The organism is Pseudogracilibacillus amylolyticus (SeqCode), assembly GCF_051918545.1.
Taxonomy (GTDB): Bacteria; Bacillota; Bacilli; order Bacillales; family Amphibacillaceae; genus Pseudogracilibacillus.
On record NZ_JBPPZG010000075.1, the window covers coordinates 1 to 16575 of the forward strand.

The following is a 16575-nucleotide window of genomic DNA, read 5'->3' on the forward strand; positions in this document are numbered from 1 at the left end:
ATTAAAAGATGTTTTGGATGAAATGAAATGACAATAAAAAACTTCCAAAGCCTAGGTAGGCTGGAAGTTTTTTTGTTTTGTACAAAATCGCAAGGGAGTTCGATGGAAAAGTCAAAATTTCTAAGCAAAAATTGAGCAATTAAGAGATCGACGGCGATTTTTCAGTATAAAAGATTGGCTAGAGTTTTGCGGCATGTTCCCGCAGTCTGATCTCATCATAAACGATGGGCTAGAGTTCCGCGGCATCTTTCCATAGTGCTCGTCCACGTCCCTGGTATTGGTAAAACAGTAGAAGAGTAACGATAATTTTATCAGATTTTTTAATGATATTTTTTCAGTAGCTTCAATGATTCTTTTATAAAAGCCGGTAGGTCGTCAGGGGTTCGGCTTGTGACAAGTTGGTTCTGACAGACGAATACTTCCTCATCATGATAAGTTGCTCCAGCATTTTCTAAATCAACTTTAATTGATTTATATCCTGTTACATCCCGACCTTCCAATGTTTTAGCAGTGATAAGTAACTGTGGTCCATGGCAGATTGCAAATACTGGCTTATCTGCGTCCATAAACGCTTTTGTAAATGAAACAAACCGATCGTCAGCTCGCAATATATCCGGAGAAAACCCGCCCGGAAGAAATAATGCATCGAATTCCGATGGTTGAACATGATCAATTCCATTGTCTACTTCAACTTCGGTTTCATTTTTACCTTTAATCTTATTGCCGCTTTCTTTTTCTATAATAATGACTTCATGTCCATCTTCTCTGAATGCATTAGCTGGCTCAGTGTACTCCGAATCCTCAAACATATCCGTCATTAATGTTGCAATTTTAGCCATTAATATGTCACTCCTTTTATAATACTTATTCTATTTAATACCCTTTATTTGAAAACAATTAAACATTTTTACCGAAATTTTGATACATAGGGATTACCTTTTTCAAAAAAACGCCACGGATAATCAGCAGCCTCGCCTGTATTTCTTACGCCAACCCGTGGGGAGATGCCAATATCGTCTACAGAAGTCCCCTTCGCAATATAAAGCGGTTTTTTTGATATATCGTGACCATAATATTTCATTGTAATTCCAAGCGCTTTTGTTAATTTACCTGGTCCATTCGTCAGGTCTATTTCTTTAATCGTTTCACCTCGATGAAGCCTCATTTGTTCAATTCCTTCCACTGGCTCAATTGCTCGAATTAGTACAGCATGGGGCGTTCCAGCTTGTCTCGCTACAATATTTAGTAAAGTATGTGTATGCATTTGATAGGTATAAACAAGCCCCGCTTCTTGAAACATGACTTCCGTTCGTTTCGTTCTTCGATTGCCATAACTATGTGCAGCCCGATCCTCTGGGCCTTGATAAGCTTCCGTTTCAACTATTCGCCCGACTAGTTTTTGATCAGAAATTTCATGTACGAGAAAACACCCTAATAATTGTTGAGCAAGTTCTAAACATGGAGCTTGATAATATGATTTATCCACTGGCTTCATTCCAATTTACCTCCAACCATTCTTTTTCTATATATATTATCGATCTGAAATAGAATAATTAAAACTAAAATGTTGACGAAAAATGGAACTAGTAATAAATACTTAGGTCGTTTTTACGTTGTGTGCTTTTATGAAATATGAAACAATAAACGATGAAAATATTTTAAAAGAAGGGAGGAGACTAGTTTGGAGGATCTCTTTGTTGCAGGATTCTTTTTTGGAATGATGGCATTTGCTGGACTCTTTATCGTTGCCGGTATTGTTTTTTTTATATTGCAGGCAATCGGACTTTTTAATATAGCGAAAAAAGAAGGAAGAGGAGATATTGCTTGGCTAGCTTGGATTCCAGTTGTTAGCCAATTTTTACTCACTTTCTTAGCAGAAAAACATGTTCATGAAGGTCTGAGAGGGAAAGTAACGTTATTATATGGAATTGCGATGGCGGTATCTATATTTTTTGGGTATTTTCTCGCATTTGTTTTATTCATTCCGATAGCAGTCTTCTGTTATGCTTTTTATTTTATTGCAAAGTTATATTCAGATAATCCACTATTTCATACTGCAGTGGCTCTAGTCTCAATTGGTTGGTCAATCCCCATTCAATTATTTATGTTTAGAAATAATACAAGACTTGAGGTCAATGAACCGGTGGGAGAGGGAACATAGTATATTGGAATTATTTGTTTTATGTAGCAAATGATGAGTTACTATTTGTAACAATACTAGCAAAAAAGCATAAATAAATATAGAGCTTCATATGGTTAGGTGGAACGTTAAAATGTTAACAATTAATGAATGATTAGAATTATTATTGTAAACATGATATTATTGGAAGACCTAAGATTAGCTAAAAAAGGAGGTGTGAAAATGGAAGAAAACGTACTAATGGGATTATTTGTAGCATTTTTTGCATTTTTTGTATTCTTATTTATCGTTGCTATCATTCTATTTTTCTTTCAGGCAATTGGATTATTTAAAATTGCTAAACGTGAAGGAAAGGGCGATATTGCTTGGTTAGCATGGATACCGATTATTAATGTATTTTTAATGACTCTCTTAGTAGAAAATGACGTCCACCCTTCAGTTAGAGGGAAATACACGTTATGGTATGGAATTGCATTTGTAGTTTCTATTATCTTGAGTTCTTTTATACCATTTGTTTCTTTTATTCCGATGGCGATGTTTTATTATGCATTTTATTTTCTTGCAAAAAGATACTCGGATAAAGCTGTTTTGCATTTAGTTATCGGTATTATTACATTCGGTTTCGCTATCCCAATTCAAATTTTTATGTTTAGAAACCGTGAGACGATCAATTCACCTGAAGAAATCGTGATGTGATCACACAAATAGAATTCTTATTAAGTACAGCATTCTCTCCTGAGTGCTGTATTTTATTTTTTCTTGGCAGATATGAAAGTATAAAACTTTCCTACTGCATAAGTGCAACTAAGGCTTTCGCCAAGGCTTGGCGATAAGCCAAGTTTTCTAAATTTTTTATTTAGTATGGTTACAATGAACACTAAATACTTTTTAGATTGGTGTTATTATGACAATAATTGCGAAACTACCGTATGTAAAGGTGATTAGACAAGTAAAAAGTGTGGAAAAAATAGAGTGGGAAGATCAGCGAATTATATATTTGTTTGAAGAAAAAATCACTACAGCTTTTCGGGAATTTCCCCTAGAAGAAGTTCTAGATCTTTCTCATCGAAAAATAGGTGAGGAAGGCGGATTTTTATTCATACATACAAATCACGGTGTATATTCTTATACGTTAAAAATTTCACCGGAATACTTCATTAACGCATTCAAGGCTCTAAAAAATAGCTAATCGTTATGAATCTTGTTGAGCTGTTTATTCTCTTTGGATGAAGAAATCATAGTAGTGCACGGTCACAAAGATGGAGTTTATGTTCCCGTTGTATCAAGAAATTCCAGAGCACGGACACAAAGCGAAGAGTTATGTTCCCGTTAGATCCAGAAATCCAAGAGCACGGTCACAAGGTCAGGGTTTATGTTCCCGTTGTATCCAGAATTCCTAGAGCACGGTCACAAAGTCAGGGTTTATGTTCCCGCTGTATCAAGAAATCCAAGAGCACAGTCACAAAGCGAAGAGTTATGTTCCCGTTAGATCCAGAAATCCAAGAGCACGGTCACAAAACCAAGATTTATGTTCCCGTTGTATCCAGAATTCCTAGAGAATGGTCACATAGACAATGTTTATGTGACCATTAGAACAGGATTTCCCAAAGAACGGTCATAAATCCAGTCGTTATATTCCGCGGAATTATGTAAAATTTGTGTTCCATCCATTTTTAATAATAAGGAGATATTAACAAATAAACGAGCACTCCCGATAAACTAACGTATAACCATATTGGCATCGTCCAGCGAGAAATTTTTCGATGTTTAGCCACTTTTCCGGTTAACCCCCAAACGAGGGAGAACAGTGCAAGGAGTACAACGATTGGCGCTAAGGAAATATGTGTAATCAAAATAAAGTAATAAATATTTTTCAATAATCCTTCTCCACCATATGATGTACTAGGTGCTAAGTAATGATACGTTAAATAGGTGACAAGAAATAAAGTTGTCGTTGTAAAAGCCGCAAAAATAAAATTACGATGCATTTTGATATTTTTCCGTAAAATAAAAAATAATGCCGCTAATAAAAAAATAAACGTAAAAGAATTAAAAATGGCGTTTAATCTTGGTAATAGTGTTAAATCAAACGGGATATTGCGATCTTGTTTAGGTAAGAAAAATAAAAATACAATAATAAGATTGATCAAGATAGTTAATGAAATAATCATTGGTGTATAATTTTTTTCCTTAATAGTTTGTTTCGCCTGCATACTTTCTCCTCACTTTTTAAAATAATCTTACTTTCTATCGTATCAAAATTACTTGATATCTACAGCAAAATGATATGATTTTTACAGATGTTTTGTCTAAACTGTGTCGAATAGAAAAAGTGGAGTTCAATTATTTCCCCAAGAAGTAGAACAATGTTTACTGAATCATACATTAATTAAGGAAGCGGCTGTAATTGGCATTCCAAACGAAAAATGGGGGGAAAAAGTAATCGCATTTTTAACTGTTTCTGATGAAGAAAAATTTGATGTATCAGAAATGAAGGAGTATTGCAAAGAGTTCCTTGGTGGTTATAAAATTCCTAAACAATTTTTTATTCTAGATGAATTACCTAAAACGGATGTTGGAAAAATTGATAAAAATAAATTGACAAAAAGCCTAGTGAATTGAGTAGCTAGGCTTTAATATGTAAAGAATCATAACACGATTAATCCCCAAATGTATAAACTAATTAGTGTAATTAATAGTGTCGGAATTGTTAAGACAAAACCGACCTTGAAATAATATCCCCAAGAAATATGGATACCGTCTTTGTTTAAGACATGGAGCCAAAGCAATGTTGCAAGTGAGCCGATCGGTGTTATTTTTGGACCTAAGTTTGTTCCAATAATGTTAGCATACACTAGCATTTGTTCCGTCATTTTATCTATGGAAATATCTCCAATTGCAATAGAGTTAATCATCACTGTAGGTAGATTATTCATAATAGAAGATAAAAATGCTGCAAGAAAACCAGTTCCCACTGTTGCTATAAATAGTCCTTTATCAATCAAATAAACTATTATTGTCGAAAGGACAGATGTCATCCCTACATTTTTCAGTCCATACACGATGACATACATACCAATAGAGAAGAAAATAACCGACCAGGGCGCATTTTTAACTACTTGAGGTACATTTGTTACTTTGAAATATTTTCCACAGATTAATAGAAAAATTGCAGCTGCTCCTGTGATGAACGATAAAGGAATCTGAAACATTTCACTTAAAATATAGCCAATAATTAGGATAGCGATCATGTACCAAGTAATTTTAAAAAAAGCTATACTTTTAATCGCATCGATTGGTCGCTTTACTAAATTCTTATCAAAGTCTTTAGGAATTGTTTTTCTGAAATATAAATATAAAACTAGTAAACTAGCCAGAATACTAAAAAAATTTGGCACAATCATGGCAATCGCATATTGGACAAAACCGAGTCCAAAAAAGTCTGCGGATACGATATTGGTCAGATTACTGATGATAAATGGTAGTGAGGCTGTATCCGCAATAAATCCGGATGCCATAACAAAAGGTAATACCATTTTATCAGTAAAATTAAGAGAACGAATCATCGCAAGTACGATCGGCGTAATAATTAACACTGCTCCATCGTTAGCAAAAAGTGCAGAGACAAGCGCACCTAAAATAATGATGAAGATAAACATTTTCAACCCATTACCATTGGCAAGTTTTGCCATATGCAATGCTGCCCATTCGAAAAAACCTAATTCATCAAGAACTAATGAAATAATGACTAACGCAACGAATGTAAGCGTAGCATTCCAAACAATTTCCGTTACAGCAATCACGTCTTGAAACGAGACAACTCCAAAAATAATTGCAACCATTGCACCGATGGAGGCAGACCAACCGATAGACAACCCCTTTGGTTGCACGATTACTAAAATAAGTGTAAAAATGAAAATAAGTAGAGCAATTAATACTTCCATATTTATCCTCCCATTTCATTGATTATACAACAATCTTCATGTTTTCGTAATCTTTCACCCGAAACTTGATTTACATCAATTCTTATGCAGGCGTAATCGGATAAGATAAAGATAGAACAAGGAGGGATTAAACATGACAAAGGCAGTCTTCCAATTAGAACCATTAACTTGCCCATCATGTATTAAAAAAATTGAAACAGCATTAGGGAAAACAGAAGGAGTTAAGCTAGCAAAAGTGTTGTTTAACTCAGGAAAAGTAAAAACAGAATTTGACGACTCTGTAGTTAAAGCAGAAGATGTTGCAGAAGTTATTGAAAAGCTAGGTTATCCGGTTATTAAAACAAAAGTATCTTAAATGATCACCTTTTCCAATCACTTCATCAGTCATTTAAGATAAATTGAGGCTTATAATTCTCACTCGGAGATTATAAGCTTATTTTTTGTCGCTAAAAGTTCTCCTATACTTGCGTAACTTTGTAATTTTGGTTGGTATGTTTTACAACAAATCAAAAAGGAAAATTAAACAGATTATTTTCAACATTAATGAGATTCAAAGTAATAGCCTCCTTCGTGTAAATGAAGAAGGCTATTTTTTATTGGAAAGTATAAACCTTTCTTACTTCTCACCGTCTAAAAGCTCGGGCGTCCTGGGACTAGGACTGCGCTTACTCGTCCTACCGGAGGGCATTTGCTCTTTCGTTCGTCCCACCGTAAAGTATTTGTCTCAGGCGTAAGTCACTAGCACGTCAATCACTCGTAAATACAATTTTGGCTTTCGCCATAAAGGCTTGCACTTACTTAGCTTAAGTGCAACATCACCGCTGTTTTTCGCCCGGAAGGCCGTCTAAGAACAGGCTCTCTGCCTAACCGTCGGCATACCCCTGGTGATGAGGGCATGTTTTCTTTAACGATAAGCCAAGTTTTCTAATCTAGTAAACTATTGATTTGGTTTAACAGTCGGTTTAGAGATATTTAGTATTTTATTTATTGTAATTGCCAAACGCTAGATTCACCCGGTGTTTCACCTTGAGTCCACCATAATGCTTTATAAACCTTACCACCATATGATACGACATCACCATTTAAATAAACTGTATTGGCATTCCACTCCGGTGCTTTCGGGTTTTCACCATTCCCATCATCTCCACCATTATCTTCACCGTTTACGAGCAACCAAACACTAGATTCTCCTGGAACATCTCCTTGGGTCCACCACTGTGCTCGATAGGTTTTACCATTGTATGTTACTTCATCTCCACTTACATATACTTCATTAGGATTCCAAGCTGGTGCACCATCTCCTGGTTCACCTGGTTCTCTCGGCTCTTCTGGTGGTACGAAATCACCATCAAAGTTTGCATCAATTACTTGATAGAAAGCATTTGCTGTATCAGCGACTTCCCAATATGCTAGGATAACATGATATCCTGTACGCTCAGGCACAACACAATCGTGAGTAACATTGAAGTCAGGACGTTTTCCACCATCGTCAATGCTACAGAATAATTCTAAGTCAGAACGTTTTAATGGCGAGTTGGGATCCCAATTTTCTTTTGTAATATAGTAGTCCCAATTTGCTGTAGCATGTGCAGCTGTTAATGTCCAACTGAAAGTTTGAGCTCCACTTGACATTGGAACTTTTGCCCAGCGGTTTTCTCCTTGCTCATCCAATTTAGGAAAAACTCCGCCACCGCTTGCAATTTGTCCATCTGGTACCCCAGCTTCTGGAAAATTTCCAGGTCCTTCAATGCTATGTGGTTCATAAATAACTGCTCCACAATCAGAGTTAACTCCTTCTTTACATAAAACAGCTCTACTCTTTGGACTATCTACATAACCATGTGCGGATGCTTTAATACTAAAACCGAAAGAAAGCGTTAACAAAATTAAACCACCTAATAGTAGGTATAACGGATTTACTCTTAATGAACGTAATTCCAAGAAAACCATCCTCTCCTATTTAATAATTAATTTTTGTGAATGTCCCTTAGCTGTAAAAAGATCTTTTTCCACCCTCCTTCCTTTCGTGTAGAATATAATATTATAATGTTATGAAGATTATGATATATTAATTTATTGTAAAATAAAAGAGTCTTACTGTTCATTTTTTACAGAAAATTTAACGTAAATTAATACATTAATCATAGATAATTTGTAGTATGTTCCAAAGTTTCTGACAAATTAAATTACCTTGAATCTTTTGCCTCCGCAGTATATTAATTTTTAGCAAATAAAGACGTTGATATAACTAAAACAGATAATTCTGAAGAAGTGCGTGAGAGGAATGAAAATTAGTTGGATTACTATTTAATTTGAAAAATCTAAATTAGTTTTCAAAACTTGATTAGTGTCAATTCATTACCTCCCCAAAACCTCTATTATATAAGTAGAAAGAAAGGAGAGAGTAAACATGACAAAGTTCATTCATCAATATAAAAATCAGTTGACATTAGTATCGTTTAGTTTGATCGTGTTGGCATTTATTCTGGGTGGAGGGGTAAAAGATGTATTTCTCATAATTGCAACGGTGATCGCTGGTGTACCGATCTCGATAAAAGCTTATCAGGCAGTTAAGATGAAAACTTTTAGTATTGAATTGCTTGTTACGATAGCAGTAATAGGAGCACTTATTATCGGGGAATATGTTGAATCAGCAGTTGTTACATTTCTATTCTTATTTGGCGATTTTTTAGAAGGACGGACGCTAGAAAAAACGCGTTCATCATTACGTGAGCTTACTGAGATGGCACCTGACGAAGCAGTAGTTTTACGAGATGGCATCCACGAAACGATCCCTGTAGAAGAAGTTGTAAAAGGGGATAGAGTCATCATTCATCCAGGTGGGAAAATTCCCGTTGACGGTAAAATCGTTGTAGGAAAAGCATCCATTAACGAAGCAGCAGTTACGGGAGAATCGGTACCAGCGCAAAAAGAGGTTAATGATTCGGTATTTAGTGGTACAATTGTAGATAATGGGTATATGGAAATGATTGCGGAAAAAGTCGGTGATGATACGACATTTGCTAAAATCATTGAACTTGTCGAAGAAGCACAAGAATCAAAATCGAAAACGGAAAAATTCTTAAATAAGTTTGCGAATATTTATACTCCGGCTGTTGTAGTACTATCTGTCCTAGTATATCTTCTAACAAAGGATCTTCATATCGCAATTACCTTTTTGGTTATCGCATGTCCGGGAGCACTCGTCATTGGAGCACCGGTTTCAAACGTCGCTGGAATTGGAAATGGAGCAAAAAATGGCGTCCTTATTAAAGGCGGAGAAGTAATGGATGTCATGTCAAAAGTAGACACAATCGTTTTTGATAAAACAGGAACACTGACAAAAGGAAAACCAGCAGTGACGGATGTGAAAACATTCATAAATGAAGAAGAAAATGAGTTACTACGAATGATTGCACAAGCAGAACTCATATCTGAACACCATTTAGGAAAAACAATTGTCAAAGAAGCAGAACAGCGCGGTCTCGAGTTTGGCAAGGCACCCAAAGGGGAAGTTATGAAAGGAAATGGACTTCGGGCAGAGATAGACGGTCGAGAGCTTTTCATCGGAAACCGTAAACTAATGAGGCAAGCGAATATAGTGATTTCAGATGACATAGAAGCATATGCCGTTGGACGGGAGAAAACAGGAAATACTGCTATTTTTGCAAGTGTAGATGGGAAAGTTGCTGCGATTATTTCGATTGCCGATGAAATTCGTGAAGACGCACACCAAGCACTAGCAGAACTAAGAAAAAATGGTATTAAGAAAATGATTATGCTCACAGGAGATAACGAACATACCGCACGACTTGTCGCGACTGAACTAGGACTTGATGAATATCATGCCGAATTACTTCCAGAAGATAAAGTAACCTATGTAAAAAAACTGAAGGAAGAAGGTCACGTAGTTGCGATGGCGGGAGATGGAATCAACGACGCACCAGCAATCGCAACTGCAGATATCGGTCTTGCAATGGGTGAAGGCGGAACAGACATATCAATGGAAACAGCAGATGTTGTTTTAATGGCTGATAAATTAAATCAATTTGCTCATGCGTACTCGCTTTCAAAAGCGACGATTCGGAACATGAAACAAAATACATTTTTTGCAGTAGGGACAGTATTCCTCTTATTAATTGGTGTCCTAAACGGAACTGTTCATTTAGCATCCGGAATGTTTATCCATGAGGCAAGTGTCTTACTTGTTATCCTAAACGGAATGAGGTTAATTACCTTTAATCGGAACAAAGTAAAACAAGAAGCGGACTTAAAAATGAAGCAAGCTTCTTCAGCCGAAATTTAAGCGGAAAGCGAGGAAATCTAATGAAAGAAACAAAAGCGTGCCCGCATCAATCAGGTGGTGCGGGTTCCTTTCAAGGTTGTGTATCATTAGTTCCCATTTTTAATCATTTAGAGCCCGACCAAATGAGTGAAATAATGGAGGTCGTCCGGAGCATCACCGTTAAAAAAGGAGGAGTCATGTACCATGCGGGAGATACTTCGGACTCATTGTACATCGTTCACCAAGGTAGAATAAAAATTTATCGTTTATCTGAATCAGGGAAGGAGCAGCTTGTACGAATATTAAACCCGGGTGATTTTACTGGAGAACTCGCTTTGTTTCAACAATCTGTTCATGAATCGTTTGCAGAAGCGATGGTTAACTCACAGATCTGTATGATTAAGCAAACAGATTTTCAAGAATTATTATTAAAATATCCAACGATCTCATTAAAGGTATTAGCCGAGTTCTCAAATCGGTTGGAAACATCAGAACGCCAGACAACACGTTTTGCAACGGAAAAAGTGGAGACGAGAATAGCACTTTTCTTAGCTGAACTTATTGATGGTGAAGGAAATGATGGAAATACCATTCAACTCCCAATGAGTAAAAAAGACTTGGCATCCTATTTAGGTACTACACCGGAAACATTAAGTAGACGGCTAACAGATTTTGAAGCAGAAGGATTAATAAAACAAAAAGGGCAACGTAAAATTACTGTATTGGACTTAGATGGACTGTTGCTTGTGTGAGGTGAATTTAGTGCAAGTTTATCACGCAGAAACTATTAATGAAATAGATCAAAAGGCAAAGCGACAAGGTTTTAGTTTATTTACTCTCATGGAAAATGCTGGTCGCGGTCTAGCTGCAAAAATAAAGCGATTAATTAAAACAGAAGATCGAATTATTATTTTATGTGGTAAAGGCAATAACGGAGGGGATGGTATCGTTATTGCTCGTTATTTATTACAAGAAGGGTTTAACGTCACTTTAACATTTCCACTCGGTATGCCGAAAACAGAACCTACGAAAGAGCATCTACATTATTTTAAAGAACAAAAATTTAAAATTGACTCTTTGGATCGGAACGAACAATTTGATGTTATTATTGATGCCATACTTGGAATTGGAACGAAATTACCGCTTCGGGAAAATATTCGTGAAGTTATCAAGTGGAGTAATGCTCAACAGGCATTACGCATTTCAGTTGACGTTCCAACCGGTGTACAGTCGAATCATGGTGACACGGATGACATAGCTTTTGTCGCAGATTATACATTTGCTTTGCATGGAATTAAGCCATCTGCATTCCTTTTACCTTCAAGCACATATTACGGGAAATTGGATACCGTTTCGATCGGACTTAAGCAAAACAGTAACGTACATATTACTTCAAGAAAAAGAGTTGTCAAAACTCTGCCAAAACGCGATCCCGATTCCCATAAAGGTACTTTTGGAACAAGCTTACTAATTGCAGGTAGTGATGAAATGCCCGGTAGTGCGCTTTTGGCTGCAACTGGTGCAATTCGAAGTGGCACAGGAAAATTAATGATTGGAACAACGAAGTTTGCTGCCTCTATTATTGCTCCTGTTGTTCCAGAGGCAACTTATTTTATCGACGGATTAGAAAAAACAGCCAATGAGCAGCTTCCTGAAAAAGTTGCAGCTATCGGGATCGGTCCTGGACTTTCTAATGAATCGCTCGTTTACGAAGCACTAAATTTTTTATTTAAAAAAGAAATTCCTCTTGTAATTGATGCAGGTGCCCTATTAAAAAGAAAAAATTGGGCTGCTAATGGATCGGTTATTCTTACACCTCATCCAGGAGAGTTTAGTCGTCTAACCGGATTTTCTGTCAAAGAAATTCAGGCAAATCGACTAGAGGTTACAAGTGAATTTGCTAAGCAGCACAGCGTAATTCTTGTCTTAAAAGGGAACTATACAGTCATTGCATTTCCGGATGGAGAAATTTTTATAAACCCAACAGGAAATAGCGGGTTAGCAAAAGGAGGAAGTGGAGACGTGCTAACTGGCATGATTGTAAGTATGCTTACGACACATAAAACGATAAAAGATGCTGTTATTAATGCAGTTTATATTCATGGATTATGTGCGGAAAAATGGGCTGAAAACTATAGCGAAGCGAGTATGGTTGCAAGTGATTTTAATAAATTATTACCATTGGTACTAAAGGAGTTAGTGTAATTACTCCTGTGTAAGTTAATGATAATCAAAACTAGTTTTAAAATAGAACGGCTTACCTATTCATCTAATTAATTTTTTCCTCAAATCACTGTATGTTACTATATGAATACATTGAATATAAAGAGGGGAAATTGATGGGAAAAGCGGAAAATGCATTTAAAAAGATAATACCCGGATTAATTATCTGTTTAGCAGTTATGTTTCTAGGAATATATGGAGCAGAATTTATTGGTTTTTTGATGAAAAAAATTGGGTTATTATCTATAGAAAGTAAAACACCTGTCTCCGGAATTTTTGTTGCGATTATTGTTGGCATCATTATTCGAAATACGATAGGTTTACATAAAAGATTTAAAGAAGGGGTTTCTTTTTCTGTAAAATACGCACTTCGAGCAGGGATCATTTTATTGGGACTGCGCTTAAGTTTGGTTGAAGCAGTAAAACTTGGTGCATTAGGGGTCCCATTAATCGTCGCTTGTATTGCGTCTGGGCTGTTATTGACGTTATATTTAACTAATAAAATGCAACAGTCCACTCGTCTTGGAACATTAATTGCCTGTGGCACGGGGATTTGTGGAGTTACAGCAATAATGGCTACTTCGCCCGTTATTGAGGCAAAAGAGGATGAAATATCTTATGCTGTTGCTAATATTACGATATTTGGGTTAACAGGGATGGTGCTTTATCCTTTTTTAGCAAATTTTCTTTTTGCAGGTGATCCAATTAAAGCTGGGATGTTCCTTGGTACTGCTATTCATGATACTGCTCAAGTTACGGGAGCAGCACTTATTTATGATCAGATGTATGATGTGAAAAAAGTAGTCGATGTAGCCACTGTTACAAAATTAACTAGAAATCTATTTATAATCGCGATCATTCCTTTTGTATCGTATTTGTATTTCAAAAATTCGAGTAAGGAAGAGGGTAACGTAAGGAATGAGCTCCCAAAATGGTATACGTTCATTCCATTGTTTGTCATTGGATTTATATTTCTGTCATTATTGCGTACAATAGGTGACGTTACATTAGAAAATATAGGAGCTGCATTTGGAGTTTTTACACTTTCATCATGGAGCGCAATCTATACAAACCTCAGTTCATTTGGCACAACTTATCTACTTGGAATGGCAATGGCCGGGGTAGGTTTATCAACTAACTTTAATAAGTTCCGTGGGATTGGCGTTAAGCCATTTTATATAGGATTTATTGCTGCTGTTTCTGTAGGGATTATAAGTATAACTTTGATTTCTTTATTTGGACACTTAATCGTCATTTAGTCTACTGTTAAAACTTCGATTTTTAATCTGTATCGTTGTATTTATTTACCACAACTATGATATTCTATAGTAGTATGGGAGGTATTAACAGTGAAGAAATTTACATTATTCACATTATTTATTTTAATATTAACGGCTTGTAACTCACCTCAGGAGTCAAGCGAAAATGAACAAGCAAACGAAATAGAAACAGAAGAGGCAGTGGATGAGGCGGATCAGGATGAGGAAGAAGAAAAAGATAAGCCAGCTCAAGAAGACGAAGAAGAAAAAAAGGAAAATTCCGAAGAAAAATCTGAACCGACAGAAGATGAAGGGGAAATGTCAGCAGAAGAAGAGGAAGAACAAGATACTGCAATAGAATCTAATGATGAAAATGAAAAGGACAAGCATCAAGAGATCGTTGACTTAGCTTATGACATATTTGATGCGCAAAATGATAATGACTACGATTTTCTTCAGTCAGTCATCTCGAAGGGTACAAAGCTTGATAAAAAAAATAATAAATTCAATTTCGAAAATGTCACTTACCCACATGAACAAGAATTTCTTACAGATGATGATTTAGGTGAATTGGAACTTCGTTATACACATGAGGAGAATGCAGACTCAGTCATCGTTGGATTTGGTGCCATTGATTATGAAAATGAATCGAGTTTTGTGATCGACTTTGAATTTATTAAAGAAGATGGAAAATGGAAAATGAACGATATGGATATTAATAAGTGATATAAAATGATTTGCAAATGTATTTACTAGATCGCCGATACTTTACTAATAGTTATCTGAATTATTTACAGAAATATGTTCCGTCATGCTTAGGATAAAATTCCTTCATTAGGCGGAATTTTTTAATTCCGACATACCCAGCCTACCGACGAAAGGGGAAAATCAACTAAGAAAGTAAATCTCTAAATCCCCTAATACTACCAAGATTTATTTATCTATTTCACAATGGAAAAGTTGAGAAAATTTATTGAAAAATGATAAAAGCTAATTAATTATTGTTATCTTTATTGATAACATTTTCATATATGACACATTAATTATAAATGTGATATACTAAATCGGTGTTTTATGTTTTAAAACTTTTAGGAGGGATATTATGTTTTCGGCATCATGGAATCGGTTATGGGCGATGCATTACGATGTAAAAGATAGAATCATGTTTTTCGTCAAACCGAATGCATCAAAGACGGGTTCATCAAAACAAGGAAGTCAAGAAACAAGCAATAACAATGATGGAAATCAAATAGGACCACCATCAAGTTACTCGAAATCGCAATTAATCGGTTTATTTTTGGGACCAATATTATTCATACTTACTTTATTATTTTTTCAGCCGGCAGACTTGTCGAAAGAAGGGGTTGCAGTTTTAGCAAGTACAATTTGGATTGCAACATGGTGGATAACAGAAGCGCTACCCATACCAGTAACTTCTCTCTTACCAATTGTGTTATTTCCACTTACTCAAGGGCTTGAGATTAATGAAACGGCGTCAGCTTATGGAGATGAGACGGTCTTTCTATTTATGGGTGGATTTATGATAGCACTTGCAATGGAGAAATGGAATTTACACCGTCGGATTGCACTCACAATTATTTCTATTATTGGAACAAATACCGATCGAATTATTTTAGGATTTATGGTTGCAACCGGATTTTTGTCCATGTGGATTTCAAATACAGCAACGGCAATGATGATGGTTCCTATGGGACTAGCAATCACTTATCAAGTCGCTGAAGCATTGAAAGATACAGATATTGATACGTCAAAAGAGAATTTTGCCTTTGGTAAGGCATTAATGCTTGGAATTGCTTACTCTGCTTCACTTGGTGGAATTGCTACATTAATCGGAACTCCGCCAAATACATTGCTAGCTGGTGCAGTAAATAAAATGTATGGCATTGAAATATCTTTTGCTAAATGGATGCTTTTTGGTGTTCCTTTTGCATGGGTTTTCATTTTTCTCGTTTGGTTTTATTTAGTGAAGATGGCGTTCCCACTGAAATTAAAAACATTGCCTGGAGGACGTAATGTTTTTGATAAAGAGCGCGAAAAATTAGGGATTGCTTCAACGGAGGAAAAGTTAGTTCTCATCATATTTTGTTTAGCTGCTATTTCTTGGATAACACGAACATTTTTACTATCAAAGTTTATTGATGGATTAAGTGATGGACTCATTGCAATGGCTTTTGCAGTTGTACTATTTGTTATTCCCGCCCCTAGTAAACCAGGTGATCGACTGTTAGACTGGAATACAGCGGTAAAACTACCTTGGGGAATTTTATTGCTGTTCGGTGGTGGACTAGCTATTGCAGCTGGATTCGTTGCGACTGGACTATCTGAATGGTTTGGTAGTCAGTTGTCAGGATTACAAGGAGTTAACTTAATTGTAGTTATCTTTATTGTTGCGGCACTTGTTTTGGCATTAACGGAAGTAACATCGAATACAGCAACAGCTTCCATGATGTATCCAATTATGGGATCTCTGGCAGTGGCGTTAGGATTCCACCCTTATGCTTTAATGATTGCTGCTGGGGTTGCGGCTTCATGTGCGTTCATGTTACCAGTTGCTACACCACCAAACGCGGTTGTGTTTGGATCAGGTTATTTACGGATTCCAGACATGATGAAAGCAGGATTTGCTTTGAATGTAATCGGAATCTTTTTAGTAACGTTAACGATTTATTATTTTATCCCACTCGTATGGGGTATTGATTTAAC

The 16575-nt window shown here is 36.1% G+C and carries 16 protein-coding genes; 11 read left to right on the forward strand and 5 right to left on the reverse strand.

The window, feature by feature from the left end:
- Positions 1-320: 320 nt before the first annotated feature.
- Together ACPYKA_RS10050 and ACPYKA_RS10055 are read right to left on the reverse strand one after the other, a co-directional pair.
- Positions 321-839 carry a type 1 glutamine amidotransferase domain-containing protein gene (locus ACPYKA_RS10050; protein ID WP_479542164.1) on the reverse strand — a complete coding sequence of 173 codons (519 nt, stop codon included), beginning with the start codon at positions 837-839 and terminating at the stop codon, positions 321-323.
- Between the two features lie 68 nt (positions 840-907).
- On the reverse strand, positions 908-1495 hold the full coding sequence (locus tag ACPYKA_RS10055; protein ID WP_479542165.1) for a DNA-3-methyladenine glycosylase: 588 nt from the start codon (positions 1493-1495) through the stop codon (positions 908-910).
- Positions 1496-1681: 186 nt separating this feature from the next.
- Between ACPYKA_RS10055 and ACPYKA_RS10060 the strand changes: the two genes are divergently transcribed.
- The 3 genes from ACPYKA_RS10060 (at position 1682) to ACPYKA_RS10070 (ending at position 3329) form a co-directional block, all read left to right on the forward strand.
- Complete coding sequence (locus tag ACPYKA_RS10060) at positions 1682-2161, forward strand: hypothetical protein (RefSeq protein ID WP_479542166.1); 480 nt, start codon at positions 1682-1684, stop codon at positions 2159-2161.
- Positions 2162-2362: 201 nt separating this feature from the next.
- On the forward strand, positions 2363-2836 hold the full coding sequence (locus tag ACPYKA_RS10065) for a hypothetical protein (RefSeq protein WP_479542167.1): 474 nt from the start codon (positions 2363-2365) through the stop codon (positions 2834-2836).
- A 208-nt stretch (positions 2837-3044) separates the two neighbouring features.
- Positions 3045-3329: a hypothetical protein gene (locus ACPYKA_RS10070; protein ID WP_479542168.1), complete on the forward strand. Its 285-nt coding sequence runs from the start codon at positions 3045-3047 to the stop codon at positions 3327-3329.
- Between the two features lie 484 nt (positions 3330-3813).
- Here ACPYKA_RS10070 and ACPYKA_RS10075 read toward each other — a convergent pair whose 3' ends face one another.
- Entirely contained in the window at positions 3814-4353 is a 540-nt protein-coding gene (locus ACPYKA_RS10075; RefSeq protein ID WP_479542169.1) for a DUF420 domain-containing protein, read from the reverse strand.
- A gap of 103 nt (positions 4354-4456) precedes the next feature.
- Between ACPYKA_RS10075 and ACPYKA_RS10080 the strand changes: the two genes are divergently transcribed.
- Positions 4457-4762, forward strand: a complete 306-nt coding sequence (locus ACPYKA_RS10080; protein WP_479542170.1) for an AMP-binding enzyme — start codon at positions 4457-4459, stop codon at positions 4760-4762.
- A 26-nt stretch (positions 4763-4788) separates the two neighbouring features.
- Here ACPYKA_RS10080 and ACPYKA_RS10085 read toward each other — a convergent pair whose 3' ends face one another.
- A complete protein-coding gene (locus tag ACPYKA_RS10085; protein WP_479542171.1) occupies positions 4789-6084 on the reverse strand; it encodes an arsenic transporter in 1296 nt (431 codons plus the stop codon).
- Positions 6085-6217: 133 nt separating this feature from the next.
- On the opposite strand from ACPYKA_RS10085, the gene ACPYKA_RS10090 reads away from it, so the two are divergent.
- Positions 6218-6439 (forward strand): heavy-metal-associated domain-containing protein, encoded by a 222-nt coding sequence (locus ACPYKA_RS10090; protein WP_479542172.1) that lies wholly within the window; start codon positions 6218-6220, stop codon positions 6437-6439.
- A gap of 629 nt (positions 6440-7068) precedes the next feature.
- Here ACPYKA_RS10090 and ACPYKA_RS10095 read toward each other — a convergent pair.
- Positions 7069-8025, reverse strand: coding sequence for a lytic polysaccharide monooxygenase (locus ACPYKA_RS10095; protein ID WP_479542173.1), 957 nt, complete (start codon positions 8023-8025; stop codon positions 7069-7071).
- Between the two features lie 469 nt (positions 8026-8494).
- Between ACPYKA_RS10095 and ACPYKA_RS10100 the strand changes: the two genes are divergently transcribed.
- The 6 genes from ACPYKA_RS10100 to ACPYKA_RS10125 all read left to right on the forward strand — a co-directional run.
- Positions 8495-10390 carry a heavy metal translocating P-type ATPase gene (locus tag ACPYKA_RS10100; protein WP_479542174.1) on the forward strand — a complete coding sequence of 632 codons (1896 nt, stop codon included), beginning with the start codon at positions 8495-8497 and terminating at the stop codon, positions 10388-10390.
- Positions 10391-10410: 20 nt separating this feature from the next.
- Positions 10411-11121 carry a Crp/Fnr family transcriptional regulator gene (locus tag ACPYKA_RS10105; protein ID WP_479542175.1) on the forward strand — a complete coding sequence of 237 codons (711 nt, stop codon included), beginning with the start codon at positions 10411-10413 and terminating at the stop codon, positions 11119-11121.
- 10 nt (positions 11122-11131) lie between these two features.
- Positions 11132-12574: an NAD(P)H-hydrate dehydratase gene (locus ACPYKA_RS10110; RefSeq protein WP_479542176.1), complete on the forward strand. Its 1443-nt coding sequence runs from the start codon at positions 11132-11134 to the stop codon at positions 12572-12574.
- 134 nt (positions 12575-12708) lie between these two features.
- The gene (locus ACPYKA_RS10115; protein ID WP_479542177.1) at positions 12709-13851 is read left to right on the forward strand and encodes a YeiH family protein; all 1143 of its coding nucleotides are present in this window, start codon (positions 12709-12711) and stop codon (positions 13849-13851) included.
- Between the two features lie 90 nt (positions 13852-13941).
- On the forward strand, positions 13942-14577 hold the full coding sequence (locus ACPYKA_RS10120; RefSeq protein ID WP_479542178.1) for a lipoprotein: 636 nt from the start codon (positions 13942-13944) through the stop codon (positions 14575-14577).
- Positions 14578-14953: 376 nt separating this feature from the next.
- The coding region (locus ACPYKA_RS10125; RefSeq protein WP_479542179.1) for an SLC13 family permease at positions 14954-16575 on the forward strand (1622 nt) is incomplete at its 3' end.

Bases quoted from the DNA above. Each gene is read 5' to 3' on its own strand.
- ACPYKA_RS10055 (WP_479542165.1), bottom strand. From the start codon at position 1,495: ATGAAGCCAGTGGATAAATCATATTATCAAGCTCCATGTTTAGAACTT.
- ACPYKA_RS10075 (WP_479542169.1), bottom strand. From the start codon at position 4,353: ATGCAGGCGAAACAAACTATTAAGGAAAAAAATTATACACCAATGATT.
- ACPYKA_RS10085 (WP_479542171.1), bottom strand. From the start codon at position 6,084: ATGGAAGTATTAATTGCTCTACTTATTTTCATTTTTACACTTATTTTA.
- ACPYKA_RS10070 (WP_479542168.1), top strand. From the start codon at position 3,045: ATGACAATAATTGCGAAACTACCGTATGTAAAGGTGATTAGACAAGTA.
- ACPYKA_RS10100 (WP_479542174.1), top strand. From the start codon at position 8,495: ATGACAAAGTTCATTCATCAATATAAAAATCAGTTGACATTAGTATCG.
- ACPYKA_RS10050 (WP_479542164.1), bottom strand. From the start codon at position 839: ATGGCTAAAATTGCAACATTAATGACGGATATGTTTGAGGATTCGGAG.
- ACPYKA_RS10105 (WP_479542175.1), top strand. From the start codon at position 10,411: ATGAAAGAAACAAAAGCGTGCCCGCATCAATCAGGTGGTGCGGGTTCC.
- ACPYKA_RS10090 (WP_479542172.1), top strand. From the start codon at position 6,218: ATGACAAAGGCAGTCTTCCAATTAGAACCATTAACTTGCCCATCATGT.
- ACPYKA_RS10065 (WP_479542167.1), top strand. From the start codon at position 2,363: ATGGAAGAAAACGTACTAATGGGATTATTTGTAGCATTTTTTGCATTT.
- ACPYKA_RS10115 (WP_479542177.1), top strand. From the start codon at position 12,709: ATGGGAAAAGCGGAAAATGCATTTAAAAAGATAATACCCGGATTAATT.